This is a genomic window from Bradyrhizobium sp. BEA-2-5 (assembly GCF_032918025.1).
GTDB lineage: Bacteria > Pseudomonadota > Alphaproteobacteria > Rhizobiales > Xanthobacteraceae > Bradyrhizobium > Bradyrhizobium pachyrhizi.
Genome location: NZ_CP136629.1, coordinates 3,681,100 through 3,706,584, shown reverse-complemented (window position 1 = coordinate 3,706,584; position 25,485 = coordinate 3,681,100). Strand labels below are relative to the sequence as shown.

The following is a 25,485-nucleotide window of genomic DNA, read 5'->3' as shown; positions in this document are numbered from 1 at the left end:
GCGCTCATTCCTTCACGGCACCCGTCATCGCCGAGACATAATGCTCTACGAAGAACGCGTAAAGAATAACCAGCGGCAGCGAGCCGCATAGCGCCCCGGCCATCAGCGACCCCCAGCGGTAGATGTCACCGTCCACGAACTCGTTGACGATCGCGACCGGCACCGTCTTGTTGCTGGTCGACTGCAGGAAGGTCAACGCATAGATGAACTCGTTCCAGCATAGCGTGAAGCAGAAGATGAAGGCCGAGATCAGGCCGGGAATCGCGAGCGGCACCACGATCTTGATCAGGATCTGCCAGCGGCTCGCCCCGTCGATCAGGGCGCACTCCTCGAGCTCGAAGGGGATGGTCTTGAAATAGCCCATCAACAGCCAGGTCGAGAACGGGATCAGGATCGTCGGATAGGTCAGGATCAGCGCCAGCGGCGAGTCGAAGAGGCCGTACTGATACACGACGGTGGCGAGCGGAATGAACAGGATCGACGGCGGCACGAGATAGGCGAGGAAGATCAGCCCCCCGACGAGATTGGCGCCCTTGTAGCGCAGCCGCACGATGGCGTAGGCCGCGAACACCGATGCGACGATCGAGAGCACCGTGGCGCAGATCGCCACGTACATCGTGTTCCAGAGCCAATGCGGATAGTAGCTCTCGAACAGCAGCTTGTGGAAGTGCTTGAACGTCGGATTCCAGGTCCAGAACGGATTGTACTTGTCGAGATCGAGCAGCTGCTCGTCGGGCTTCACCGACGTCAGCGCCATCCAGTAGAACGGGAACAGCAGAACGACGACGATGATCGTGAGCGGCAGATAGAGCGTCACGAGCCTGCGTGGCACCGACTGCAGGTAGCTCATGCCCTCGCTGTTGTCGACGCGCGACGGCGCCGATATGACGGCCTTGAGATCGACTTTCGAGGCAGGAAGATCAGTCATTGCTTTCTCCCTGCTGCCACTTGCGACGCTGCAGGCCGAACCAGGACACCATGATCGCGGCGAGCAGGAACGGGATCATGGCGCTGGAGATCGCGGCCCCCTCGCCCAGCTGCCCGGCGATGATCGCGCGCTGATAGGACAGGGTTGCCATCAAATGGGTGGCATTGACGGGACCGCCACGGGTCATCGCCCAGATCAGCTGGAAGTCGGTGAAGGTGAAGAGCACGGAGAAGGTCATCACGACGGCGATGATCGGCGTCAGCAGCGGATAGGTGATGTAGCGGAAATTCTGCCACCGTGGCGCCGTCGAGTGTTGCCGCTTCATAGAGCGAGGGCGAGACGGTCTGCAGGCCCGCGAGCAGCGTGATCGCAACGAACGGCACGCCGCGCCAGATATTGGCGAAGATCACGCAGATCCGGGCCCAGGTGGTATCGCCGAGGAAATTGATGTTCTGGGTGATCAGGCCAAGGTGCTTCAGCGACCAGGAAATGATCGAGAATTGCGAGTCGAAGATCCACCAGAAGGCGAGTGCCGAGAGCACGGTCGGAACGATGAAGGGGATGAGCACCATCGCGCGCAGCATCGCCTTGAAGGGCATGTGCTCGTTGAGCAGCAGCGCGAGATAGAGTCCGATCGCGAATTTGAAGGCACTGGCGACGAAGGTGTAGAGCAGCGTATTGAACACCGACAGCCAGAAGATGGAGTCGTCCCAGAGCCACTCGTAGTTCTCGGTGGCGATGAACTGCCCGACCCTGCCGATGCGCGTGTCCGTGAACGACAGCCAGATGCCGAGCCCGAGCGGATAGGCCAGGAAGAAGATCAGGAACGCCATGGCCGGCACCATGAACCAGAAGCCGAGCCAGTTCTTGTTATGGCGGAGCTGATCCCAGGCGGTCGCTTCGCGGATTTCGGTTTTCGCACGTCGCGGCGCAAGGGCGATGTCAGCCATAGGCGATGTCCCGATTGCTCAACGGATTGAGCATGACTACGCAATATTCCAATGATGGCATTCCAATGATGACGCGGGCGGCGGCGCTCCGCCGCCCGCGGCCATCACATCAGCGATAGATGCGCTTCAGCTGGCGCTCGGCATCCGCCATCGCGCCCTTCGTATCCTTGGCGCCGGTGCAGTAGTTGGCGAACATGTCGACGACGATGAAATCGGCGATTGCGGTCGCCGCCTTCTCGCCGACCGTGCCGATACCGGACGCCGGCAGCGCGCGCTTCGAGGCCTGGCCGAACACCGCGTTCTTCGGATCGGCGGTCCACACCGGAGCCGAGTTGTAGGCGTTCAAGGTCTGGGTCAGGTAGCCCTGCGCGCCATCCAGCCACTTCTCGTAGTTCTCCTTCTCCAGCATGAAGGCGACGAAGGCCTTCGCCGCGTTCGGATATTTGGTGAAGTTGAAGGCGAGGATCGGCAGAGCGAGCTGCAGTTCGGTCGGCTTGCCGACCGGACCGACCGGCCAGAGCGCGTGGTCGATATCGTCCGCGAGCTCCTTCTTGCTCGGGTCGTCCTTGGCGGCGATGTAGATCGAGATGCCGTTCGAGGTCAGGAATAGTTCGCCAGACAGGAACGCCTTGTTGTTGGAGGAGTTGTTCCAGGATGCGACACCCGGAATGAAGGTCTCCGACAGCGCCTTGGCATATTCCAGCGCCTTCATCGTCTCCGGCGAGTTGATGATGACCTTGTCGTCCTTGTCGACGGTCCAGGCATTGTGGCCCCAGAGGATGTTGTGCACCCAGGCATTGGCGTCGCCGGTGGCATGGCCAAGCGCGAATCCGGCCGGCGTGTTGTTCTTCTTCAGCGCCTTGCACAGTTCGAGATAGGCCGGGAAGTCGGACGGCACCTGCTTGAAGCCGGCCTTCTCAACCGCCGACTTGCGGTAGGTCAAATAGCCGCCGACGGTCGCGACGGGAATGCCGAGCCAGTCGTTGCCCTGCTTGCAGGTCTTGGCGGCCGCATCGGTCCAGCCGCCATACTTCTGGCCGAGATAATCGGCGACGTCGTTCATCTTCAGCACTTTGGTGGGGAAGAGCTGCGGCAGCGTGTGCAGGCCCCAGGCGAGATCGAGCCCGGAGCCGGTATTGGCCGCAACCGAGGCCTTCGGCTGCACGTCCTCGAAGGATTCGCTGAACACGTTCATCTCGGTGCCGGTCGCAGCCTTGAACGCCGCCACCATCGCGTTGAACGCATCGTCTTCCTGCGGCACGAAGCGCTTCCAGCGCATCACGGTGAGCTTGGCGCCGGGCTCGGCCTTCCAGGGCGCGCTCTGCGCCCAGGCCTTGGCGAAGTCGAACAGTGCCGGCCCGGTCAGCATGCCGGTCGCAGCCAGTGCCGTTCCGCCTTGAAGTAGCGAGCGGCGAGTAAAATCGTGCATCGTCCTTCTCCCTATGATTGTGTTTTTATTGTTTTTGATCTGGCCTGTTGGTCGGCCATTAAGATCGATCGGTCCGTCAGCTGTTCAGTCGTTTCCCCGTCGAATTGTCGAACAGATGAACCAGTGACGGGTCGGGCTTCAGCCGCACCTTGTCGCCCGGGTTGAACTGGTGACGCTCGCGGAAGACCGCGACGACCTGCTCGCCGCCGACCTTGGCGAACACCTGCGTCTCCGAGCCGGTCGGCTCGACCACGATGATCTCTGCCTCGGCGCCGTCATCGGCGATGGTGAAATGCTCCGGCCGCACGCCGTAGACCGCGGGCCGGCCGTCCGAGCCCGCCGGTGCGGTCTTGAGCGGCAGCTTGACGCCGTTCGGTCCCTCGAAATAGGCGGCGCCGTTCACCTTCACATTGCCCTTGAGGAAGTTCATCGCGGGCGAGCCGATGAAGCCGGCGACAAACTGGTTGTCGGGCTTGTCGTAGAGCTCGAGCGGCGTGCCCATCTGCTCGACGATGCCGTCATGCATGACGACGATCTTGTCGGCCATGGTCATGGCCTCGATCTGGTCGTGGGTGACGTAGACGGTCGTCGTCTTCAGCCGCTGGTGCAGCTCCTTGATCTCGGTGCGCATGGCGACGCGCAGCTTGGCATCCAGGTTCGACAGCGGCTCGTCGAACAGGAAGACCTGCGGATCGCGCACGATGGCGCGGCCCATGGCGACGCGCTGGCGCTGGCCGCCGGAAAGCTGGCGCGGGTAGCGGTCGAGCAGCGGCGACAGCGCGAGGATCTCGGCGGCGCGCTTGACGCCGGTCGAGATCTCTTCGGGCTTGGCGCCGCGCAGCTTCAGCGAGAAGCCCATGTTCTCGGCCACCGTCATGTGCGGATAGAGCGCGTAGTTCTGGAACACCATCGCAATGTCCCGCTCCTTGGGCTGGACATTGTTGACGACGCGGTCGCCGATCGAGATCGTGCCGGAGGTGATGTTCTCGAGCCCGGCGAGCATGCGCAGAAGCGTCGACTTGCCGCAGCCGGAGGGGCCAACCAGGACGACGAACTGGCCGTCCTCGATCGGAATCGTCACGCCGTGCAGGACTTCAAAATTGCCGAACGATTTCCGCACGTCGCGGATTTGCACAGACGACATCCACTTCCCTCCCTCAAGTTCCCGACGACGTACGACGAGTGCCGCCACCGCTCTGTTTTGTTCCGGCCGCGCTGGGTGCGCGGCGCTGTTGGACTGGCGTTATTGTCCGCAGTTTATCCGGTTTTGGCAATCGTTCGATTAGCAATCGCTTGGTAGCGCTGTCAATATCAGTTTGTCTGCGACGAACGTCGTGATATGAGCGGCAAATGGCCCGAAAGCGCATCACGCCAGGCAAGATCCGGCTCGCCGAAGTCGCGAAGCTCGCCGGTGTCAGTCCGATTACGGCCTCACGGTTCTTCAGGAATCCGGAAGCACTTTCGGCCGGCAAGCGCGCGCGGGTCGAAAGTGCGGCAAAAGAGCTCGGCTACGTGCCCAATCTCGCGGCACGCGCGCTTGCGTCGCAGCGCACCGAGGTGATCGGTGTCCTGATCCCGTCGCTGACCAACAACGTGTTCTCCGACGTGCTTCGCGGCATCTATGATGCGCTCGACGGCAGCCGCTACAGCATTCAGCTCGCCAACACCCGCTACAGCATCCTGCAGGAAGAGCGCCTGCTGCGTCTGTTTCTGGCACAGAAGCCCGCCGGGCTGATCATTACCGGCATCAACCAGACCGCCGATTCCCGCCGCATCATGGAGACGGTCGATTGTCCGATCGTCCAAATCATGGAGGTCGGTCCCTCCCCGATCGACATGATGATCGGATTCTCGCATTTTGACGCCGCAAAAGCGGCCATCGCCCACCTGCTCGCGCAAGGCTACCGGCGGATCGGATTCCTCGGCGCGCGGATGGATCCGCGGGTGCAGCGCCGGCTCGACGGTTATCGCTCCGCGATGACCGACACTGGGCTGTTCGATCCACAGCTTATTGTGACAACGGCGATCCCAACCTCGGTCACGCTCGGCGGGACGCTGTTTGCCGACCTGCTCGCCAAGGAGCCCGACATCGATGCGGTGTTCTGCGCCAATGACGACCTCGCGCTCGGCGTGCTGTTCGAATGCCGGCGCCGGGAGATCGCAGTGCCCGGGCAGATCGCGATCGTCGGCTTCAACGACCTCGAATTCATGGCCTCGAGCGAGCCGACCTTGAGCAGCGTGCGCACCAATCGATACGAAATGGGCAGAAACGCTGCCGTGATGGTTATCGAGACGCTGGAAGGGCGCCGGCCCGCCGAACCCGTCGTCGATCTCGGCTTCAGTGTCATGGAACGGCAAAGCTCGGCGCGACGCAATTGACGTCGCCCGGCAGCTGCCCGTCATAAGGGACGCGAAAAATGATAAAATGATAGCGCAACCAAGACCCTTCAACTAAGGTCCAATCCATCACACGAAACACCTGTGCGTGATCGGTCGGGTTTGTAATGCACGACGATTTGCGCAAGGTAGAAACGACGTTGAACCAGAGCCCTTGAATGGGCCCACCAGTTTGCATTGCGGGAGAAATCAATGACAAAATCCCCCACCAACGGGCACGACGCCGCAGGCGCGACCAGCAAGGGCAAGGGCCGCAGGCTTCGCTCGCAGGAATGGTTCAACAACCCGCACAACCCGGGCATGACCGCGCTCTACATGGAGCGGTACCTGAACTACGGCCTCACCCGTGCCGAGTTGCAGTCGGGCAAGCCGATCATCGGCATCGCCCAGACCGGCAACGACCTCTCTCCCTGCAACCGCCACCACATCGAGCTCGCCCATCGCGTCCGCGAGGGCATCCGCGAAGCCGGCGGCATCGCGATGGAATTCCCGACCCACCCGATCCAGGAGACCGGCAAGCGCCCGACCGCGGCGCTCGACCGCAACCTCGCCTATCTCGGCCTGGTCGAGGTCCTCTACGGCTATCCGCTCGACGGCGTCGTGCTCACCACCGGCTGCGACAAGACCACGCCCGCCTGCATGATGGCGGCGGCCACCGTGAACCTGCCCGCGATCGTGCTGTCGGGCGGCCCGATGCTGAACGGCTGGCACAATGGCGAGCGCACCGGCTCCGGCACCATCGTATGGAAATCGCGCGAGCGGCTCGCGGCCGGCGAGATCGACTATGAAGAGTTCATGGAGATCGTGGCCTCCTCGGCGCCCTCGGTCGGCCATTGCAACACGATGGGCACCGCCTCGACCATGAACGGGCTTGCCGAAGCGCTCGGCTTCTCGCTGCCGGGCTGCGCGGCGATCCCCGCCCCCTATCGCGAGCGCGGCCAGATCGCCTACGAGACCGGAAAACGCATCGTCGAGATGGTCTGGGAGGACCTGAAGCCCTCGGACATCCTGACCCGCAAGGCGTTCGAGAACTGCATCGTGATCAACTCGGCCATCGGCGGCTCGACCAACGCGCCGATCCACATCAACGCGCTGGCCCGCCACATCGGCGTCGAGCTCTCGATCGAGGACTGGCAGAAATACGGCCATGACGTCCCGCTGCTGGTGAACATGCAGCCGGCCGGCTTCTACCTCGGCGAGGAATATCACCGCGCCGGCGGCGTGCCCTCGGTGGTGCGCGAATTGATGAAGCACAAGCGCATCCATGAGGACGCGGTCACGGTCAACGGCCGCGGCATCGGCGAGAACTGCAAGAATGCGCCGGAGCCCGACAACGACGTGATCTGGACTTACGACAAGCCGCTGGTGAAGGACGCCGGCTTCCTGGTGCTGAAGGGCAATTTGTTCGATTCCGCGATCATGAAGACCTCCGTGATCTCCAAGGAATTCCGCGACCGCTATCTCAGCAACCCGAAGGATCTCAACGCCTTCGAGGGCCGCGCCATCGTGTTCGAGGGTCCGGAGGACTATCACGCGCGGATCGACGATCCCTCGCTCGACATCGACGAGCGCTGCGTGCTGTTCATCCGCGGCACCGGCCCGATCGGCTATCCCGGCGGCGCCGAAGTCGTGAACATGCAGCCGCCGGCGGCGCTGATCAAACGCGGCATCCTGTCCCTGCCCTGCATCGGCGACGGCCGCCAGTCCGGCACCTCGGGCTCGCCCTCCATCCTCAATGCTTCGCCGGAAGCCGCCGCCAACGGCGGTCTTGCGATCCTGAAGACCGGAGACAAGGTGCGTATCGACCTCAACAAGGGCAGCGCCAACATCATGATCTCGGACGAGGAGCTGAAGAAGCGCCATGCCGAGCTCAGGGCCAATGGCGGCTTCAAGCATCCGCCGAACCAGACGCCGTGGCAGGAGATCTACCGCAACACCGTCGGCCAGCAGTCGACGGGCGCCTGCATGGAGCTTGCCACGCGCTATCAGAACGTCGCCGGCACGTTTGGCGTGGCCCGGGATAATCACTAGGCCGCAAACCGTCATTGCCGGGCGCGACCCGGCAAGCCATCGTTCCTCGGAAGATGGATGCGCGGGTCAAGCCCGCGCATGACACGCCAAATCGCCAAAGAAGGAAGAAACGCATGTCAGACCGCCTGAAGGGCAAACGCGCATTCGTAACCGCAGCGGCCGTCGGCATCGGCCGCGCCTGCGCGCTGGCCTTTGCCCGCGAGGGCGCGACCGTGTTCGCGACCGATATCGACGAAGGCAAACTTGCGCTGCTCAAGCAGGAAGGCGTCGCCGAGGTTGCGAAGCTCGACGTGCGCGACACCGCAGCCGTCGAGGCAATGGCAAAACGCGTCGGCAAGATCGACATTCTGCTCAACGCGGCGGGCTTCGTGCACCACGGCACCATCCTGGAATGTTCGGAGGAGGACTTCGATTTCTCGTTCGACCTCAACGTCAAGTCGATGCACCGCACCACGCGCGCTTTCCTGCCCGGCATGCTGGCGCAGGGCGGCGGCGCCATCGTCAACATCGCCTCCGCCGCCGGCGCGGTGAAGGCGGCGCCGAACCGCTACGTCTATAGCGCCACCAAGGCCGCGGTCGCGGCACTGACGCGCTCGGTCGCGGCCGACTTCATCGCCAGGGGCATCCGCTGCAACTGCATCTGCCCCGGCACCATCGAGACGCCTTCGATGCTTGAGCGTGCGGCGGCTGCCGGCCCTCAGGGACGCGAGATGTTCGTTGCGCGCCAGCCGATGGGCCGGCTCGGCACCGCCGAGGAAATCGCCGCGCTCGCCGTCTATCTTGCCAGCGACGAAAGCTCGTTCACGACAGGCGTCGCCCACGTGATCGACGGCGGCTGGACGCTTTAACTCTAACCTCTCCCCGCTCTTCTGCGAGGAGAGGTCGGATTGCGAAGCAATCCCGGTGAGGGGCAAGGCACGACATCTCCGCCAACGCATGTGGAGACAACCCCTCACCCCACTCCTCTCCCCGCAACAGCGGAGCGAGGGAGCCGACTTCCGCCGCGGCAGCATCTGAGGAAAACGTCAAAGGACAAAGCAATGAACAAGATCGATCTCAACGGCCGCGTCGCCGTCGTCACGGGCGGCGCGCAGGGCTTTGGCCGCGCCATCACCGAGCGCTTTGTCGCGTCAGGCGCCAAGGTCGCGATCTGGGATTTCGACGAGCCGCTGGCCGAGAAGACCGCGCGGGCGATCGGCGAGAACGTGATCGCGATCAAGACCGACGTCACCAATCCCGACGCGGTCGACGCCGCGCGTGATCAAACGCTGCGCGCGTTTGGCAAGATCGACATTCTCGTCAACAATGCCGGCATCGCCGGCGTCAACAAGCCGGTCTGGGAGACTGATCTCGAGGAATGGCGCAAGGTGCTGCGCATCAACCTCGACGGCCCCTTCATCGTCTGCAAGGCCATCGTGCCGGCGATGCTCGAGCGGAAATACGGGCGCATCGTGAACATCGCCTCGATCGCCGGCAAGGAAGGCAATCCGAACGCGGCGCACTATTCGGCGTCCAAGGCCGGACTGATCGCGCTGACGAAATCGCTCGGCAAGGAGCTCGCCGCGCACGACATTCTCGTCAACGCGGTGACGCCGGCAGCGGCGAAGACCGCGATCTTCGACCAGATGACGCAGCAGCATATCGACTTCATGCTGTCGAAGATTCCGAAGGGACGCTTCGTGCTGGTGGAAGAGCTCGCCGCGATGGTGGCCTGGCTCGCATCCGAGGATTGCGCGTTCTCGACCGGCGCGGTGTTCGACATCTCCGGTGGACGCGCGACCTATTAGCTCGCCGCTCGCCTCGCCGGCTGCCGCAGCGCCGCGACGAGATGATCGGCCAGGAGTGACGCCGCGTGCGACAGGTTTTGCGCGCGATGTAGCCGTATCTCGGCCCGCGGCAGCTGCGGCATGCCGTCGCGCGCGGTCAGCCGACGCAGCGTCGGCGGAAACGTCCCCGACTTGACCACGGTCACGGCGAGGCCCTGCGCCGCGATCGCCTCGACCGCGGACAGGCCGTGGCTGACATAGGCGAGCCGCCACGGCCGGTTCGCCTGGTCCAGCGCCTGCATCGCCCAGCTCCGGAACAAGCAGCCCTGCGGATAGAGCGCGACCGGCAGCGGATCGAGCTCCTCGACGCGATGCGCGGCGCTCGCGGCCCACACCGCCGGCTCGGTGCGCAGCAACTCGCCCTCGCCGCGTCCCTCAGGGTGCATCGCGATCACGAGGTCATAGGCTTCGCCGAGCCGATCGGTCATTGTCGACGTCAGCCCCGTCTCCATCTCGACATGGATCAGCGGATAGCCGGCGATGAAGTCCTTGAGCAGCGGCGGGACGATCATCGTCCCATAGTCGTCCATCACGCCGAGGCGAACCCGCCCATCCGTGCCGTGCGCGCGCACCCGGCCGACCGCCTCCGCGTTGAGGCTCAGGATGCGGCGGGCATAGCCGAGCAATCCCTCGCCTGCCGCACTCAGGTCGACACTTGACGTGCTGCGGTGAAACAGTTCGGCCTGCAGCCGCTCTTCTAGCCGCTTCACCTGCATGCTGACGGCGGATTGGGTCCGGTTCAGCGCCGAGGCCGCGCGGGTGAAGGAGCGATGCTCCGCCACCGCGACAAAGGCCTGCAGAAGATCCGGGTCCATGATGGGCGCGTTCATAACGATCTGTGATTTAGTTGATCAAATCTATTCCATTCCCTGATTATGTCCCCATCCCTAGATTGTGCAAGCAAAACCAAGGGGCGAACGGAATGGGCGAGATCTGGGGGGTGTTGGCGGCGGTGGCATCGAGCGCGCTCGGCGGCACTTCGATCGGGGCGACGCGGTTTCTGGTCGGCGCCATCGACCCGCTGGCGATCGGCGCGTTCCGCTTCGGCATCGGCGTCCTGCTGCTGCTGCCGCCGGCACTGCTGCAACACCGGAGCTGGCCGACGCGGCACGACTGGCTCGGCGTTGCCGGCCTCGGCCTGCTGTTCTTCGCGCTGTTTCCGATCCTGTTCAACGCGTCGCTGATCTTCACGACCGCCGCGCGCGGCGCGCTGGCTCTGTCGACACTGCCGCTGCTGACCATGCTGGTCGGCGCAGCGCTGGGCGCCGAAGCGCTCACCGCACGCAAAACCGCAGGCGTCCTGATCACCATCCTCGGCGTCTCGATGGCGCTGCTCTCCGGCCTCGCCACGGCGCCACCCGACGCCTGGCGCGGCGACCTCTTGATGGTCGCAGCCGCGCTGTGCATGGCGCTCTACAGCATCTGGTCAAAACCCTATATCCGCCGCTCCGGCCCGATCCCCTTCACCACGCTCGCGATGGCGGCCGGGTCTGTTGTCCTCATAACAGCGTCGCTGCTGCGCGGCAGTTTTGCGCCGGTTGCCGATTTCGGCGCGCCGCAATGGTTCGGCGCCCTCTATCTGGGCGCCTTCGGCGCAGCGCTGACCTTCTATCTCTGGGCCTTCGCGCTGGAGCGGACGACGCCGACGCGCGTCGCGATTTCGGTGACGGTCAATCCGGTCACGGCATCGCTGGTCGGGGCCTGGCTGCTGAACGAACCGCTGCGCTGGAATCTGGCGGCCGGCATCGTCACCGTTTTTGTCGGCATCTGGATCGCGACCACCCAGCCGCCGCTGGCGCACGCGGTCGCCCCCGACATGCGCTGACCTGCGGCAACGCTCGCCAGCAAGGCCTTCAGCGAATCCGTGCTAGCCTGAGGTCCGGTCCCAGCGAACCCGAGGCGGCACGCCATTGAACATCTCCCTCTATGACATCTCCGTCTGGGTATTGCCGGTGGTCATTGCGATCACCTTTCATGAGGCCGCGCACGCCTTCGTCGCGGACCGGCTCGGGGACAATACGGCCTCGCAGCTCGGCCGCGTCAGCTTCAACCCGCTTCGGCATATCGATCCGTTCGGCACCCTGATCCTGCCCGCGATGCTGCTATTCGCGCATTCGCCATTCCTGTTCGGCTATGCCAAGCCGGTGCCGGTGAACTTCCGCAAGCTGAACAACCCCAGGCTCGACATGGTCTGGGTGGCGCTGGCTGGGCCCGTCACCAACATCCTGCTGGCGCTGGCCGCGGCCCTCGCCTTCCATGCCCTGCCCCTGGTGCCCGCCGATGCCGCAAAATGGACCGCGGACAACCTGAAAAACGCCTTCCTGATCAACATCGTGCTCGCGATCTTCAACATGATGCCGATCCCGCCGCTGGACGGCGGCCGGGTCGCAGTCGGGCTGTTGCCGCGGCCGCTGGCGATCCCGCTCGCCCGGCTGGAGCCCTACGGCATGCTGATCCTGATCGGGCTGTTGATCCTGCTGCCGGTGATCGGCCAGCAGGTCGGCCTAAATCTTGATGTTATTTCAACGATACTGCGAACTCTGACCGGCTATGTAATCAACGCCCTTCTCCTCATTACCGGAAACACATAGCCTTGATCTGCGCACGACCCGATCGAAAAACCGGTAGCCATTTTTCCGGGTCGCGCGTTGAGGACAGGAACGCTTCGAGGCCATGGTGGTCAAAGCTGCCGATATGCTGATCGCGCGACGCGCCGACACCCGCGCCCGCGCCGATTTTGCCACCTGGAACATGATGGCCAAGCTCAACGGGGCGTCCGCACTTCCACCCGAGGCCCAGAATTTCCTGGCCATTTACAACAAGCTGCTGGGACAGATGAGCGAAGCCGACGCCGGCGAGGCAACCATCCAGGAGATGTACCGCACCTATTATGTCGAGATGGGCGGCGCCGGCAAAGCGCCGGAGGTTCCGGCGCGCTCGCGCGAGCCCGTCGCCGACAATGGCAACGTCACGACGTTCCGCCGCCTGCCCGCCAAGAAGGCGAGCACCTCCGACCCGAACGCCAAGCGTTCGATGCCGGTGGCACTGATCTTCGCCTGCCTCGTCGTGGTCTACGTCGCGATCCGGTACTACTGGAAATAGCGCCGTCCGCGCTTCACCCTATCCGCGTTTGATGATCGACCTCCGCACGCCGCGGCATCCCGTCGCGCGTCACCGGCTGCGCAACCGCCGTGGCGTGGAATATCGCGCGCGAGCGATCACGCCAGCGCCCTAGGCGATGCGCCCGATGCCGGGCATAATGCGGAACTCAAAAAGCAAAATCATACTGGAGGGAAGATGAAGCGTTCCATTGCAGCCTCGGTCACGACGGCCCTGGTCATGACCACGAGTTTTGCGTTCTGCGGCGGTGCGTCGGCGCAGACGATGGACAAGGTCGCCAAGGTCGGCGCGCTCGGCGATCAGTCCGGCCTCTATCAGGATATCGGTGGTCCCGGCTCGACGGTGGCGGCGCAGATGGCGATCGAGGATTCCGGGCTGCTGGCGAAGGGCTGGAAGATCGATCTGATCTCGGCCGATCATCAGAACAAGCCCGATGTCGCGGTCAACATCGGCAAGCAGTGGATCGATGTCGAGAAGGTCGACGTGTTCGTCGATCTCGCAGCCTCCAATGTCGGGCTCGCGATTGCCAACCTTTCGAAGGAAAAGAATGTCGTCAACCTGAACTCGGGCTCCGCCTCGTCCGACCTCACGGGCGCGCAGTGTTCGCCGAACACGGTGCACTGGGTCTATGACACCTACATGCTCGCCAACGGCACCGGCAAGGCGCTGACCAAGGCGGGCGGCGATAGCTGGTTCTTCCTCACCGCGGATTATGCCTTCGGCCATGCGCTGGAGCGTGATACCGGCGCGGTCGTCACCGCCACCGGCGGCAAGGTGCTCGGCGGCGTTAAGCACCCGCTCAACAATGCCGACTTCTCGTCCTTCCTGCTGCAGGCGCAAAGCTCGAAGGCCAAGATCGTCGGGCTCGCCAACGCGGGCGGCGACACCACCAACGCGATCAAGCAGGCCGCGGAATTCGGCATCGTCTCGGGCGGCCAGCGGCTTGCCGGCATGCTGCTGTTCATCACCGACATCAACGCGCTCGGCCTCAACGTCGCGCAGGGGCTGAACTTCACCGAGACGTTCTACTGGGACATGAACGACCAGACCCGTGCTTTCTCCAAGCGCTTCATGGAGCGCTTCAAGAAGAACCCGCCGACCATGGTGCAGGCCGGCGTCTATTCGTCGCTGATCCACTATTTCAAGGCGCTGGAAGCGCTCGGCGGCAATCCGCATGACGGCCGCGCCGTGGTCGCCAAGATGAAGGAGCTACCGACCGACGATCCCCTGTTCGGCAAGGGCTCGATCCGCGTCGACGGCCGCAAGATCCACCCGGCCTATCTGTTCGAGGTGAAGAAGCCGTCCGAGTCGAAATATCCGTGGGACTATTACAAGCTGGTCGCCACCATCCCCGCGGACGAAGCCTGGCTGCCGCTCGAGAAGAGCGTCTGCCCGCTGGTGAAGAAGAGCTGAGGCAACGTCATTCCGGGCCGCGTGAAACGACGAACCCGGAATTGAGCAGCGGCACATTCAATGGATAAATGGATTCCGGGTTCGCGACGTGTCGCGCCCCGGAATGACGCCAGGGTCTGATCGCAGCCGGCCGCGGCTCGCTACTTCTTCGGCTTGTTGTAATTGACGTCGAGGCTGAAGGAGAACTGATCGTCGGTCAGGTCAGCCGGCGGCGCCGGGACCGGATCGGACCGGTGGACCATCGAGATCGCCGCGTCGTCAAAGGCGGCATCTCCGGACAATTCCAGCACGGCAACCGACAACACCTTGCCAAGGCGATTCAGCACAAGTGCGACCTTCACCTTGGCTGCCTTGGCCTTGCCGTTCTCGGGAAATTTCTTGTGCAGGTCGAGATAGGCGCTGATCTTCTTGCCCCATTTGGCGGTCAGCAGCAGCTTGTCCTTGCCGATGCCGGGATTGGGCGCCTTGGTCGTCTCCGACTGACGGGCGTCCTCCAGCTTGGTGGGCGCGGCCAACTCCGAGGCTTGCTGCGCTTCCTGCGCATTGGTCTCGACCTTGGCGACCTTGGCCTCCTCCTCCTTCTGCTTCTTCGCGGTATCCTCCGTCACGATGCGATCGGGGTCGTCGGACTCCACGGGCTTTTCCTGAGGCAGGTCGGTGTCCTTCACCTCGGCCTTCTGCTGCGCCATTTCCTGCACGGCCTGCTGCTCGTCAGCCGGCGCGCCGGGCGGTGCAGCATCGTCGGGCACATCCGCCGAGGCAAGCTCGACGGCATATTCCGCGCCAGCGGCGCCGAGACCCTCATCGCCGTCGTCGCCGCGCAAATTGGTCAGCGCCAGCGCGGCACCGCCCAGATGCAGCCCGACCGCCGTCACGGCAGCGATCACCCAGAGCCGCTTCGAGGTCCGCAGGTCGAGATCGGGGTTGGTGGACATCGCGTTCGCCGTCAGGGTTTGGCAGAATCAGCCGGCGCGGCCGCGGGCGCTCCTGGAACGCCCTCGAGCGCGACCAGCTTCACGTGCGTGTAGCCGCCGGCACGCAGCAGCTCCATCACGCCCATCAGTTCGCCATAGGGTACCATCCGATCGGCCCGCACGAACACGTATTTGTCCCGGCTCATGTCGGGCACGGCATCCAGCGAATTGACCAGGTCGACGCGCTTCACCGCGTTCTCTCCGATCGCGAGCGTCAGATCGGGCTTGATGCTCAGATAGGTCGGCTTGTCCGGCTTCTTCTGCGGCGCCGCGCTCGACGTCGGCAGATCGATCGGCAGGTCGACCGTGGAGAGCGGCGCCGCCACCATGAAGATGATCAGGAGCACCAGCATCACGTCGATGAACGGCGTGACATTGATCTCGTGGGATTCCGCGAAATCGTCGTCGCCATCGTTCTCGGAGATCGAGACTGCCATCGCCTACTCCGCCGCCGCGGCGCGCGCATGCGCGTTGCGCGGAACGTCGCCATGGGTGCGGTCGAGATCGCGCGAGAGCAGCCGCCCCGCCGCGCCCGAGGCGCGGCTGACGAGCTCGAGATAGCCCTTCGTCACGCGCGAAAAATGGTTGTAGATGATGACGGCGGGAATGGCGGCGACGAGGCCGATCGCGGTGGCGAGCAGCGCTTCGGCGATGCCGGGCGCGACCACGGCGAGGTTCGTGGTCTGCGACTTCGAGATGCCGATGAAGCTGTTCATGATGCCCCAGACCGTGCCGAACAGGCCGACGAAGGGCGAGGTCGAGCCGATGGTCGCAAGCACGCCCATGCCGATCCGGATACGCCGCTGTTCCGCGCGCACGATCTCGGAAAAGCTGGAAGCCGCGCGCTCCTTGATGCCGCTGTCGCTCGAGATGCCCGCCGACAGGCGCCCCTCGCGCATCGCAGCGGCGATGAACGACGACAGCACGCTGCCCTTGGCGCCGAGCGCGAACTGCGCTTCGGCCAGCGAGCGCGATTCAGCGATCTTGGCCAGCGCGCCGCGCAGCTTGCGCTGCGCTACCGTCAGCTCGACCATCTTGGCGATGAACACCGTCCAGGTCACGAGCGAGGCGAATGCCAGACCGAGCATCACCGCCTTCACGATGATGTCGGCGTTCAAGAACATATTCCACGGCGACAATTCGTGCAGGCCGGTCGAGGTCGACTTCAGCGACTTGCTGTCGCCGCTCGCGGGCGCGGCCAGGGACGCCTCGTTCGCCGTCGGTGCCGGAGCCGCCGCGGCAGGGGCCGGCGCGGCCTGGGCCTGCGGTGCCGGCTGGGCGGCCACCGGCGCGGCTTGGGCAGTCGGCGCAGGCTGGGCTGCCGCCGGCTGGGCCGCGGGTGCGGGCTGAGGCCGGGTCACGGGTGCGGGCTGCGCTACAGGCGCCGTTTGCTGCTGCGCCGAAGACGGCGCGGCCAGCATCAGCATCGCCAGCGAGGCGATCATGGCAGACGCAGCGGGGAACTTGAATGTCATCATCAGTTACACTTCGGCCCAGTGACGGATGAGGTTGTGATAGATACCCGTCAATTTGACCGTTTCGGGATCGTCACGCCCGAGCCGTTCCACCAGCGCCTGTATCGCGGTGTCGAGGTCAAAGATCATGCTCCGAGCTTGATCGTCCCGTATCATGCTCTGAAGCCAGAAGAAAGACGCAACCCGCGTTCCCCGCGTGACCGGCGTGACCAGATGCAAACTGGAAGCAGGATAAACCACGAGATCGCCCGCCGGCAGCTTGATTTCATGGGATCCGTAGAGGTCTTCGATGACGAGCTCGCCGCCGTCGTAGTCCTCCGGCTCCGATAAAAACAGCGTGACCGACAGGTCCGTGCGGATGCGAAGGCCGGTCAGGCGGTCGCCGCGGATCGCATTGTCGACGTGCAGGCCGAAATGATGGCCGTCGCTGGCGACATAACGATTGAACAAGGGTGGAAAGATTTTAAGCGGGATCGCCGCCGAGATGAAGCGCGGGCTAGCCGACAGCGCCGACAGGATGCGGTTGCCGAGCTGCCGCGCGACCTCGCTGTCGGGCGGCAGCTGCTCGTTGAGCTTGACCATCGCGGACGCGGCGCCGGCGGTCGAGCGACCGTCCTCCCATTCGGCTTGCGCCATGATGCGGCGGAAGTCCGCCACATCAGCCTTGCTCAATACGTTGGGAACACAGACCAGCATCTGTCGCCGCGAAGCCTCCGTCAGTAACGCGCAGAAACAACCAGATACGCGGCGCGCCCCGGCGCTTCGAGCACGAACGGCGCCGCGCTCTGGTACAGAGCGTCGTAGTAGCGCTTGTCGAAGATGTTGTTGACGAACAGCTTCATCGTCCAGTGCTTGTCGATCTTTGCTTCGGCAAAGGCGTCGAAGCGCCAGTAGCTCGGGATCGAGGTGCCCTGGTTGGCCGCGAGCAGCGTGCCACCATAGACCTTCGAGCGATACACAGCCTGCCCACCGAGCTCCCACATGTCGGTGAGCTGGTACTTGGTCAGCATGCTGAACGACTGATGCGCGACGTTGGCGAGCGGCAGTCCGACATTGCTGGAGTACAGGATGGTGTTGGCCGGCGGCGCAAGCGACCTCGTCACTGCCGACTGCATCAGCACGAGACCGCCGAACACGCTCCATTTGTCGGTGATCTTGCCGCCAACGCCCAGATCGATGCCGCGGATGCGGTAGGCCGCGCCCGCGGTGATGCAGGAGATGTTGCCGGTCGTCCCGGTCGGATAGGAGCAGCCGAGCGCCGCGGCCGCGGCCGCGTTGTTCACGTTCTGCGATTCACGCGCATTTTCCTTCTCGGTCTGGAACAGCGCCGCCGTCACCAACAGATGACGATCGAACAATTCCCACTTGGTGCCGACTTCGATCGCCTTGTTCTTTTCCGGCCCGAAGATCTGGGTATTGCCGCCGTTCAGCACCGGAGACAGGCCGCCATACGCCGTGCTGGTACCGTCGAACTCGGCGCCGACAGGGTTCGACGAGGTCGCATAGGCCGCATAGACGCTGCCGTTCGGCAACGGCTTCAACGTGAGGCCGAGATTGAAGTTCGGCATCCCGAAGTCGGCCGACTGACTGCCGAATGTGGTCCTGTTGCCCGACGTCAGATATCCCGACGTGTTGATCTTGTAGTCGTCGTAGCGGATGCCACCATTGAGGATCACGAAGTCATTGTAGTTCGCGGTATCCATGATGTAGCCGCTGGTGGTGTCGATCCCGATCTTGGTCGGCATCCCGGACAGCCCCGACGGAATCGGGAATGGAATGTTGGTGTATTGCGGATTGAACACGCTGACGCCGGAGAGCGATCCGCTTCCCGTGAAAGCCGATGTGCCGGTCGTTATTTCCGAGCTCAGGCCGAGATATCTGTCGATCGAGGACCGCTCGTTGTCGTATTCGACGCCGGCCGTCGTCGTGTGCTTGAAGCCGAGCCCGTCGACCGACTTGTAGGTCGCCTCGGTCTGGTTGGCGAACACGTCGGTGACCTGGTAGCGGCTTTGCGGATTGGCGCTCAGCGTATACGCCGTGAACGGAGCGCCCGCGGCCAGCGTCGGCGCTCCCGGCAGCGTGCCGATGTAGTTTTGGGTCGAGCGCGATTCCCGGATCTTGTTGCTGACCACGAGGTCCGGCGTGATCTGCACCTCGGCGTTGATGGTGCCGATGTCCTGCCCGGTCCTGAAGAAGTCGCGGTTGACGAAACCATACCAATTGTTGCGGTTGACGCCAAAATCCGGGAACGGGCCGCCGGCCGTGCTCGCGGTGCTCGGTCGATAATAAGGCACGCCGAAATCCGGGAGTCCGGTCAGCTCGGTGTGGATGTAGTTTCCGGTGATCTTCACCGCGTCGACCGGCTTCCACGTGCCGGCGACGAACGCGCCGTTGCGGTCGTCGGTGACATAGCTGCGGCCGGCGACGCCGGCATCCTGGAACAGTCCGCCGGCGCGGATCGCCAGCGTCGGGCTGATCACCTGGTTGACGTCGAGCGTTACGCGCTTGGTGCGATCGGTGCCGAACGTGGTGTCCATGTTGTAGAAGCTGTTCTGCGTCGTCGCCTGTTTGGTGACGATGTTGATCGCGCCGCCGGTGGTGCCGCGGCCTGCAAAGGACGAGCCGGGGCCGCGCAGAATCTCGATCTGCTCGGTGAAGAAGTTCTCGCGGATCGAGACGGCGGGATCGCGGATGCCGTCGATGAAGACGTCGTTGCGCGCGTCGAAGCCGCGGATGAAGAAGCGGTCACCGAACGCGTTGCCGCCCTCGCCCGAGCCGAGCGTCACGCCCGCGGTCGAGCGTCCGATCTCCTTCAGCGTCGTGGCGTTCTTGTCCTCGAGCACTTCCTTGCTCAGCACCGTGACCGATTTCGGTGTGTTCAGGATCGGCTCGGGATATTTCCCGGAGGCCTGCAAACGGTCGCCCTTGTACGGCGCGGCAGGATCCGCATAGGGATCGCGGTCAGCGGGAAGACCGCCGGCGTTGGGAAACGGCACCGGCGCCTGTTGAGCCTGCTGGTTGTTGCGTCGCGCGGCGCGGCGCAGCGCATTGCGGGCGCGGACCTGGTCCGCCGTGGGCTTTGACGTCACGGGCCGCGGGCGAGCGACCGGGGCATCGACATTCACCGGCGGCAGGTTGGATTGCTGCGCTTCGGCCCCCGAAAACGACGCCACCGCGATCAGGCTCGCGACTGCGGAGACCTTCGTGGCGGAATAACCGGTATCATCAGCCGAACCGATCGCTGCATCGAAGCGCAGCGATCTCGGCGCCTTCACATTGCTCATGTCTTGCTTGCCCCAGAAAAGTCAGCCCGTTCGCGAAATGAAGCTGCGACGAACTGTCTCTTTCGGTTATCGAGCGTGACTTTTTTTGTCAATGCGCCGAGCGCAACAGTTGGCTTGAATCGCCCCAATTCAAAGCGATTCTAATCTACGGTTTGAAATCGTTCTAAACTGTAGTTTTTAAGCGTTCTAATAATCGTTCTAAATCGGTGTCGCCCGTCATTGACCGCCGCTTGCAAGCATGCGTCCCCGATCACTCGGCGCTTGGTGGCTTCATCAGCGAAAACAGCTCGTCGATCGTCCGCTGCGCGACCTGCCGCACGCGGTCGCTGTTCTCGAGGCCGGCGATGTTGACCCCGTTGACGACCGCTTTGATCTCGTCGCGGAAGTCGGTGAGAAAGCGCAGCGGGTCCCGCTGCTCGTTGGCGACGCGCGCGATCAATCCGGTGACCAGGATCTGGCATGCCATCATGCGCCCGTTCAACTCATCCATCGCAGCCCTCGTCCTCTCGCATCGTCGCTGCGCGATATGAACGACATCCCGCGACAATTCAACCGGCTCGCGCACGCTGCAACGGGTGAATGGATGGAGCGAAGGAATCTGCGCACGATGAGATGCGCTATTTCGCGGCGATGCGCTCCGCCTCCTCGCCGAGCGCCTTGATGCGATCCTTGACCTCGCGAAGCGTGGAGAGGCCGCTTTCGACATGCTTGTCCGAGACGTCGCGCAACACGTCGCCGGCGATCGCGTCGCGCAGACTGTCGAGGTCGTCGACGAGGCGGCGCCCGCTCCTGGTCAGGAACAGGCGATTGGCACGGCGATCCCTGGGATCGGGACGCCGTTCGAGCAGGCCATGCTCGACGAGGCGGTCGAGCAGCCGCACCAGCGAGATCGGCTGCAATTCGAGGACGTCGGCGAGATCGACCTGGGACAGCCCCTCCTGCTCGCGCAGGCGGAAGAGCACGATCCATTGCGCACGCGTGGTGCCTCGCGCCTTGGCGCGATGATCGATATAATTGCGCAGCAGCCGGGAACTCTCGACGAGCTGCGCGATAAACTGGCGTTTGAGATCGAGCGACATAGGGGTCCTCGGTGCGTTTCCCAGACGAAATGTTTCTGCTCGTTTCTGACCTAAACCTTTCCAAATGTTTAGGATTCTCAAGCCTTGGTGTGTTTACACATTAAGTGCACGCATATTATATCCGCAAGCTCTGTGAACCGTTTCGATCACCCTTTATTGTTACGTCGAACCCAAAAGTCCGCATGTCAAAGTCACGCACCATCGGTTGGGTTTTGGTGATCGCTGCGGTCGGCGCCGCCGGTTATTTCGGCTGGCAGAAACACACGAGCAACCAGCAGGCGATCGAAGCCGCGCAGAAGCGCTCAGCCCAACGCCCGGCCGTTCCGGTCAAGATCGCACCGGTCCAGAAGACCGACTTCCCGGTCTACCTGACCGGTCTCGGCACGGTTCAGGGCTTCAACACCGTCCAGGTCCGCAGCCGGGTCGACGGCCAGATCATCAGGCTCGAGTTCAAGGAGGGGCAGTTCGTCAAGGCCGGGGACACGCTGGTCTCGATCGATCCCCGGCCCTATCAAGCCGCGCTTGACCAAGCCAAGGCCAAGAAGGCGCAGGACGAGGCAAACCTCGCCAACGCCAATCTGGACCTGCAGCGTTACACCAAGCTCGGCGAGTTCGCGACGCGCCAGCAGCTCGACACCCAGCGCTCCACGGTGGCGCAGCTGACCGCCCAGATCTCGGCTGACGAGGCCGCCATCTTCAATGCCCAGACCCAGGTGGACTACACCACCGTCAAATCTCCGATCGACGGCATTGTCGGCCTCCGACTGGTCGATATCGGCAACATCGTCAATGCCTCGGCCCAGACCGGCATTGTCACGATCACCCAGATCGAACCGATCACTGTGATCTTCACCGCGCCGGAAGACCAGCTGCCCGATATCAAGGCGGCGCTAGCCGTGGCGCCGCCCAAGACCATTGCCCTGACCACCGACGGCAAGCGGGTGCTATCCACGGGAACCCTGGCGCTCATCAACAACCAGGTCGACACGACCAGCGGAACGATCCGTCTCAAGGCGGTGTTCGACAACAAGGACCACGCGCTGTGGCCGGGCCAGTCGGTTTCGACGCGGCTTCTGGTCAGAACCTTGAAGGATGCCACCGTCGTCCCCGATGACGCGGTGCAGCATGGCGCCGATGGCCTCTACGCGTATTCAGTCAATCAGGAGAACAAGGCCGAGCTTCGCAAGATCAAGGTCAGCCAGTCGATCGACGGCAAGTCGGTGATCGACGAGGGCCTGTCGCCCGGACAGCAGGTGATCACCGCGGGCCAGTACAAGGTCTCGCCGGGAACCCAGGTGACAACGGCGGTGGCGAGCTCGGATCCGTCCCAGTCGAAGGTTGCGCAGGAATGAGCGTCGGCGCCGGGATTTCGGCACCTTTCATCCGTTATCCCATCGGCACCTCGCTGCTGATGGCGGGGATCCTCTTCGTCGGTCTCGTCGCCTATCCGCTGCTTCCGGTCGCACCGCTGCCGCAGGTGGACTTTCCGACCATCCAGATCACCGCCAACCTGCCCGGCGGCAGCCCCGAGACGATGGCCTCCTCGGTGGCGCAGCCGCTGGAGCGGCAGTTCGCTCAGATCCCCGGCATCGCGCAGATGACCTCGACGAGCTATCTGGGCACGGCGTCGATCACCATCCAGTTCGACCTCAACCGCAACATCGACGGCGCCGCGAATGACGTCCAGGGCGCCATCAACGCTGCCAGCGGCCAGTTGCCCAAAAACCTGCCCTCGCCCCCGACCTACCGCAAGGTCAACCCGGCCGACGCGCCGATCCTGCTATTGTCGGCGACATCAGAGACGCTGCCGCTGACCAGCGTCAGCGACGCGGTCGACGCCCAGCTTGCCCAGCAGATCAGCCAGCTCTCGGGCGTCGCCCAGGTCTTCATCGGCGGCCAGCAGAAACCCTCGATCCGCATCCAGGTCGACCCGGCGAAACTCGTCGCCAAGGGCCTGTCGCTGGAGGACGTGCGCGCCGCGATCAACATCGCGACCGTCGACAGTCCGAAGGGCAATATCGACGGCGCCACCCGCGCCTATACCATCTACGCCAACGACCAGCTGCTGACGGCGAGCCCGTGGAACGACGTCATCATCGCCTACCGCAATGGCGGGCCGCTGCGGATCCGTGACATCGGCCAGGCCGTCACCGGGCCCGAAGACGCCAAGCAGGCGGCCTGGGCCAATGGCAAACGCGGCGTCTTCCTGGTGATCTTCAAGCAGCCCGGCGCCAACGTCATCGAGACCGTGGACCGGATCAAGGCGACCCTGCCCCGCCTCGTGGCCGCGATCCCGCCCGCGATCAAGATCGAGCTCATCAGCGACAGAACCACCACCATCCGCGCCGCGGTCGAGGACGTCCAGTTCACGCTGTTACTGACCATCTTCCTGGTCGTGATGGTGATCTTCGTTTTCCTACGCAGCTTCTGGGCGACGGTCATTCCCACCGTCACGGTTCCGCTGGCGCTGCTGGGCGCGTGCGCCCTGATGTGGCCGGTCGGCTATTCGCTCGACAATCTGTCGCTGATGGCACTCACCATTGCGGTCGGTTTCGTGGTCGACGACGCCATCGTGATGCTCGAGAACATCACCCGCTACATCGAGGAAGGCGACTCGCCGATGGAGGCCGCCTTCAAGGGCTCCAAGGAAATCGGCTTCACCATCGTCTCGATCAGCATCTCGCTGGTCGCGGTGCTGATCCCGCTGCTCCTGATGGGCGGCATCATCGGGCGCCTGTTCCGCGAATTCGCCGTGGTGCTGGCGATGACCATCTTCGTTTCGATGTTCGTGTCGCTGACCCTGACGCCGATGATGGCCTCGCGCTTCCTGCGCGCCCACAATGACGAGAAACACGGCCGCTTCTACCAGCTCAGCGAGCGCGGCTTCGACGCCATGCTGCGCGGCTATCAGAGCGTGCTCGACCTCGCCTTGCGCTGGAAGTTCACGACGCTGATGATCTTCTTCGGGACGCTGGCGCTGTCGATCTACCTGTTCGTCCTGATCCCGAAGGGCTTCTTCCCGCAGCAGGACGTCGGCCTGATCACCGCCACCTCGGAAGCCAACCAGGACATCTCCTTCGCCGACATGAAGCGGAAGCAGGAGGAACTCGGCAAGATCGTGCAGCAGGATCCCGCGGTGGCGACGGTGGCGATGGCGATCGGCGGCAGCGGCCGCGCCGGCAACAACGGCGCGATGTACATCACGCTGAAGCCGCTGAAGGATCGCGACGCCAACGCGCAGCAGATCATCGCGCGGCTGCGTCCGCAGTTCGACAAGGTCGAGGGCGCCCGGCTTTACATGCAGGCGGCCCAGGACGTGCGGCTCGGCGGCCGGCCGACGCGCACGCAGTTCGAATTCACGCTGCAGGACGCCAATCTTGACGAGCTCAACGAGTGGGCGCCGAAAATCCTCGCCAAGATGCAGACCCTGCCGGAGCTGCGCGATGTCGCGACCGACCAGCAGACGCAGGGCACAACGGTGCAGCTCAAGATCAACCGCGACACCGCCGCCCGCTACGGCATCCAGCCGCAGCTGATCGACGACACGCTCTATGACGCCTTCGGACAGCGGCAGGTCACGCAATATTTCACCCAGCTCAACACCTACCACGTGATCCTCGAGGTATTGCCGGAGCTGCAGGGCGCGATCGACACGCTGAACAAGATCTACATCAAGTCACCGCTGACCGGCGAACAGGTGCCGATCTCGACCTTCGCGACCTGGACCAGCGTGCCGGTACGGCCGCTCTCGATCAGCCACCAGGGCCAGTTCCCGGCGATCACGATCTCGTTCAACCTGGCGCAAGGCGTGGCGCTCGGCCAGGCCACGGAGGCAGTGCAGCGGGCAATGGCCGATCTCGGCGCACCGCCAACGCTGAACTCCAGCTTCCAGGGCACCGCGCAGGCGTTCCAGCAGTCGCTCGGCACCGTGCCGCTCTTGATCCTCGCCGCCCTCGTCGTGGTCTACCTGATCCTCGGCATTCTCTACGAGAGCTACATCCACCCGATCACGATCCTGTCGACGCTGCCCTCGGCCGGCGTCGGCGCGCTCGCAATCCTGATGGCGGCGGGTTTTGACTTCAGCCTGATCGCGCTGATCGGCATCATCCTGCTGATCGGCATCGTGAAGAAGAACGGCATCATGATGGTCGATTTCGCGATCGCCGCCGAGCGCGACGAGCACAAGACGCCGGAGGAATCGATCCGCCAGGCCGCGTTGTTGCGTTTCCGCCCGATCATGATGACGACGATGGCCGCGCTGCTCGGCGGCGTGCCGCTGATGCTCGGTCACGGCACCGGCGCCGAGATCCGTCAGCCGCTCGGCTACGCCATGGTCGGCGGCCTGATCGTCAGCCAGGCGCTGACGCTGTTCACCACGCCCGTGGTCTATCTCTATCTCGACAAGCTCTCGAATGCGTTTGCGAACTGGGGCCGCTCGCCGCGCGCCGACCACGACGCTGACGACGGCGAGCATGGATCGGTCAAGGAGGCCGCCGAGTGACTTGACTTTGCCGGCATCCCGGCACATCCGAAAGATGTTCATTTCGGAGCCGGTATCGTGAAGATTGTCGCAAAGTCG

Annotated in this window: 21 protein-coding genes and 1 pseudogene; 10 read left to right on the top strand and 12 right to left on the bottom strand. The window is 63.8% G+C overall.

Annotated elements, in window-relative coordinates:
* Window positions 1-4 precede the first annotated feature (4 nt).
* The 4 genes and pseudogenes from RX327_RS17115 to RX327_RS17100 all read right to left on the bottom strand — a co-directional run bounded on the left by RX327_RS17115 (window position 5) and on the right by RX327_RS17100 (window position 4,451).
* On the bottom strand, window positions 5-928 hold the full coding sequence (locus RX327_RS17115) for a carbohydrate ABC transporter permease (RefSeq protein WP_317250921.1): 924 nt from the start codon (window positions 926-928) through the stop codon (window positions 5-7).
* Window positions 921-1,878, bottom strand: a pseudogene (locus tag RX327_RS17110) (carbohydrate ABC transporter permease). Before RX327_RS17110 ends, RX327_RS17115 begins: the two are co-directional and overlap by 8 nt.
* A gap of 109 nt (window positions 1,879-1,987) precedes the next feature.
* A complete protein-coding gene (locus RX327_RS17105; RefSeq protein WP_317250920.1) occupies window positions 1,988-3,307 on the bottom strand; it encodes an ABC transporter substrate-binding protein in 1,320 nt (439 codons plus the stop codon).
* A 76-nt stretch (window positions 3,308-3,383) separates the two neighbouring features.
* The gene (locus RX327_RS17100; protein WP_317250919.1) at window positions 3,384-4,451 is read right to left on the bottom strand and encodes a sn-glycerol-3-phosphate ABC transporter ATP-binding protein UgpC; all 1,068 of its coding nucleotides are present in this window, start codon (window positions 4,449-4,451) and stop codon (window positions 3,384-3,386) included.
* 206 nt (window positions 4,452-4,657) lie between these two features.
* Between RX327_RS17100 and RX327_RS17095 the strand changes: the two genes are divergently transcribed.
* The 4 genes from RX327_RS17095 (at window position 4,658) to RX327_RS17080 (ending at window position 9,522) form a co-directional block, all read left to right on the top strand.
* Window positions 4,658-5,686 (top strand): LacI family DNA-binding transcriptional regulator, encoded by a 1,029-nt coding sequence (locus RX327_RS17095; RefSeq protein ID WP_317250918.1) that lies wholly within the window; start codon window positions 4,658-4,660, stop codon window positions 5,684-5,686.
* Between the two features lie 210 nt (window positions 5,687-5,896).
* Window positions 5,897-7,735 carry an IlvD/Edd family dehydratase gene (locus RX327_RS17090; protein WP_317250917.1) on the top strand — a complete coding sequence of 613 codons (1,839 nt, stop codon included), beginning with the start codon at window positions 5,897-5,899 and terminating at the stop codon, window positions 7,733-7,735.
* A gap of 113 nt (window positions 7,736-7,848) precedes the next feature.
* Complete coding sequence (locus RX327_RS17085; RefSeq protein WP_317250916.1) at window positions 7,849-8,583, top strand: SDR family oxidoreductase; 735 nt, start codon at window positions 7,849-7,851, stop codon at window positions 8,581-8,583.
* A gap of 192 nt (window positions 8,584-8,775) precedes the next feature.
* Entirely contained in the window at window positions 8,776-9,522 is a 747-nt protein-coding gene (locus RX327_RS17080) for an SDR family NAD(P)-dependent oxidoreductase (RefSeq protein WP_317250915.1), read from the top strand.
* Here RX327_RS17080 and RX327_RS17075 read toward each other — a convergent pair.
* A complete protein-coding gene (locus tag RX327_RS17075) occupies window positions 9,519-10,391 on the bottom strand; it encodes a LysR substrate-binding domain-containing protein (RefSeq protein ID WP_317250914.1) in 873 nt (290 codons plus the stop codon). The two genes, RX327_RS17080 and RX327_RS17075, sit on opposite strands and share 4 nt — an antisense overlap.
* A 92-nt stretch (window positions 10,392-10,483) precedes the next feature.
* Between RX327_RS17075 and RX327_RS17070 the strand changes: the two genes are divergently transcribed.
* From RX327_RS17070 to RX327_RS17055, 4 genes are all read left to right on the top strand, one after another.
* A complete protein-coding gene (locus tag RX327_RS17070; protein ID WP_317250913.1) occupies window positions 10,484-11,386 on the top strand; it encodes a DMT family transporter in 903 nt (300 codons plus the stop codon).
* Between the two features lie 85 nt (window positions 11,387-11,471).
* Complete coding sequence (locus RX327_RS17065) at window positions 11,472-12,152, top strand: site-2 protease family protein (RefSeq protein ID WP_317250912.1); 681 nt, start codon at window positions 11,472-11,474, stop codon at window positions 12,150-12,152.
* Between the two features lie 103 nt (window positions 12,153-12,255).
* Window positions 12,256-12,663 carry a hypothetical protein gene (locus RX327_RS17060; protein ID WP_317251273.1) on the top strand — a complete coding sequence of 136 codons (408 nt, stop codon included), beginning with the start codon at window positions 12,256-12,258 and terminating at the stop codon, window positions 12,661-12,663.
* 195 nt (window positions 12,664-12,858) lie between these two features.
* The gene (locus tag RX327_RS17055; RefSeq protein ID WP_317250911.1) at window positions 12,859-14,094 is read left to right on the top strand and encodes an ABC transporter substrate-binding protein; all 1,236 of its coding nucleotides are present in this window, start codon (window positions 12,859-12,861) and stop codon (window positions 14,092-14,094) included.
* Between the two features lie 140 nt (window positions 14,095-14,234).
* Here RX327_RS17055 and RX327_RS17050 read toward each other — a convergent pair whose 3' ends face one another.
* The 7 genes from RX327_RS17050 to RX327_RS17020 all read right to left on the bottom strand — a co-directional run bounded on the left by RX327_RS17050 (window position 14,235) and on the right by RX327_RS17020 (window position 20,906).
* Window positions 14,235-15,029: a TonB family protein gene (locus tag RX327_RS17050; RefSeq protein WP_317250910.1), complete on the bottom strand. Its 795-nt coding sequence runs from the start codon at window positions 15,027-15,029 to the stop codon at window positions 14,235-14,237.
* Window positions 15,030-15,040: 11 nt separating this feature from the next.
* Entirely contained in the window at window positions 15,041-15,505 is a 465-nt protein-coding gene (gene exbD / locus RX327_RS17045) for a TonB system transport protein ExbD (protein ID WP_317250909.1), read from the bottom strand.
* A gap of 3 nt (window positions 15,506-15,508) precedes the next feature.
* Window positions 15,509-16,546: a tonB-system energizer ExbB gene (gene exbB / locus RX327_RS17040; RefSeq protein WP_317250908.1), complete on the bottom strand. Its 1,038-nt coding sequence runs from the start codon at window positions 16,544-16,546 to the stop codon at window positions 15,509-15,511.
* Window positions 16,547-16,549: 3 nt separating this feature from the next.
* Window positions 16,550-17,239, bottom strand: coding sequence for a Fe2+-dependent dioxygenase (locus tag RX327_RS17035; protein ID WP_317250907.1), 690 nt, complete (start codon window positions 17,237-17,239; stop codon window positions 16,550-16,552).
* A 20-nt stretch (window positions 17,240-17,259) separates the two neighbouring features.
* A complete protein-coding gene (locus tag RX327_RS17030; RefSeq protein ID WP_317250906.1) occupies window positions 17,260-19,827 on the bottom strand; it encodes a TonB-dependent receptor in 2,568 nt (855 codons plus the stop codon).
* A 250-nt stretch (window positions 19,828-20,077) separates the two neighbouring features.
* Entirely contained in the window at window positions 20,078-20,317 is a 240-nt protein-coding gene (locus RX327_RS17025; protein ID WP_028344615.1) for a hypothetical protein, read from the bottom strand.
* A 127-nt stretch (window positions 20,318-20,444) separates the two neighbouring features.
* Window positions 20,445-20,906 (bottom strand): MarR family winged helix-turn-helix transcriptional regulator, encoded by a 462-nt coding sequence (locus tag RX327_RS17020; protein ID WP_028334315.1) that lies wholly within the window; start codon window positions 20,904-20,906, stop codon window positions 20,445-20,447.
* A gap of 182 nt (window positions 20,907-21,088) precedes the next feature.
* Here RX327_RS17020 and RX327_RS17015 point away from each other — a divergent pair, with 182 nt between their 5' ends.
* Together RX327_RS17015 and RX327_RS17010 are read left to right on the top strand one after the other, a co-directional pair.
* The gene (locus tag RX327_RS17015) at window positions 21,089-22,258 is read left to right on the top strand and encodes an efflux RND transporter periplasmic adaptor subunit (protein WP_317250905.1); all 1,170 of its coding nucleotides are present in this window, start codon (window positions 21,089-21,091) and stop codon (window positions 22,256-22,258) included.
* Window positions 22,255-25,407 (top strand): efflux RND transporter permease subunit, encoded by a 3,153-nt coding sequence (locus RX327_RS17010; RefSeq protein ID WP_317250904.1) that lies wholly within the window; start codon window positions 22,255-22,257, stop codon window positions 25,405-25,407. Before RX327_RS17015 ends, RX327_RS17010 begins: the two co-directional genes overlap by 4 nt.
* Window positions 25,408-25,485: the final 78 nt, after the last annotated feature.

What these genes read in the sequence shown, in the direction of transcription:
- RX327_RS17115 (WP_317250921.1), bottom strand. Translation starts at nt 928, where the DNA reads ATGACTGATCTTCCTGCCTCGAAAGTCGATCTCAAGGCCGTCATATCG.
- RX327_RS17105 (WP_317250920.1), bottom strand. Translation starts at nt 3,307, where the DNA reads ATGCACGATTTTACTCGCCGCTCGCTACTTCAAGGCGGAACGGCACTG.
- RX327_RS17100 (WP_317250919.1), bottom strand. Translation starts at nt 4,451, where the DNA reads ATGTCGTCTGTGCAAATCCGCGACGTGCGGAAATCGTTCGGCAATTTT.
- RX327_RS17095 (WP_317250918.1), top strand. Translation starts at nt 4,658, where the DNA reads ATGGCCCGAAAGCGCATCACGCCAGGCAAGATCCGGCTCGCCGAAGTC.
- RX327_RS17090 (WP_317250917.1), top strand. Translation starts at nt 5,897, where the DNA reads ATGACAAAATCCCCCACCAACGGGCACGACGCCGCAGGCGCGACCAGC.
- RX327_RS17085 (WP_317250916.1), top strand. Translation starts at nt 7,849, where the DNA reads ATGTCAGACCGCCTGAAGGGCAAACGCGCATTCGTAACCGCAGCGGCC.
- RX327_RS17080 (WP_317250915.1), top strand. Translation starts at nt 8,776, where the DNA reads ATGAACAAGATCGATCTCAACGGCCGCGTCGCCGTCGTCACGGGCGGC.
- RX327_RS17075 (WP_317250914.1), bottom strand. Translation starts at nt 10,391, where the DNA reads ATGAACGCGCCCATCATGGACCCGGATCTTCTGCAGGCCTTTGTCGCG.
- RX327_RS17070 (WP_317250913.1), top strand. Translation starts at nt 10,484, where the DNA reads ATGGGCGAGATCTGGGGGGTGTTGGCGGCGGTGGCATCGAGCGCGCTC.
- RX327_RS17060 (WP_317251273.1), top strand. Translation starts at nt 12,256, where the DNA reads ATGCTGATCGCGCGACGCGCCGACACCCGCGCCCGCGCCGATTTTGCC.
- RX327_RS17055 (WP_317250911.1), top strand. Translation starts at nt 12,859, where the DNA reads ATGAAGCGTTCCATTGCAGCCTCGGTCACGACGGCCCTGGTCATGACC.
- RX327_RS17050 (WP_317250910.1), bottom strand. Translation starts at nt 15,029, where the DNA reads ATGTCCACCAACCCCGATCTCGACCTGCGGACCTCGAAGCGGCTCTGG.
- exbD (WP_317250909.1), bottom strand. Translation starts at nt 15,505, where the DNA reads ATGGCAGTCTCGATCTCCGAGAACGATGGCGACGACGATTTCGCGGAA.
- exbB (WP_317250908.1), bottom strand. Translation starts at nt 16,546, where the DNA reads ATGATGACATTCAAGTTCCCCGCTGCGTCTGCCATGATCGCCTCGCTG.
- RX327_RS17035 (WP_317250907.1), bottom strand. Translation starts at nt 17,239, where the DNA reads ATGCTGGTCTGTGTTCCCAACGTATTGAGCAAGGCTGATGTGGCGGAC.
- RX327_RS17030 (WP_317250906.1), bottom strand. Translation starts at nt 19,827, where the DNA reads ATGAGCAATGTGAAGGCGCCGAGATCGCTGCGCTTCGATGCAGCGATC.
- RX327_RS17025 (WP_028344615.1), bottom strand. Translation starts at nt 20,317, where the DNA reads ATGGATGAGTTGAACGGGCGCATGATGGCATGCCAGATCCTGGTCACC.
- RX327_RS17020 (WP_028334315.1), bottom strand. Translation starts at nt 20,906, where the DNA reads ATGTCGCTCGATCTCAAACGCCAGTTTATCGCGCAGCTCGTCGAGAGT.
- RX327_RS17015 (WP_317250905.1), top strand. Translation starts at nt 21,089, where the DNA reads ATGTCAAAGTCACGCACCATCGGTTGGGTTTTGGTGATCGCTGCGGTC.
- RX327_RS17010 (WP_317250904.1), top strand. Translation starts at nt 22,255, where the DNA reads ATGAGCGTCGGCGCCGGGATTTCGGCACCTTTCATCCGTTATCCCATC.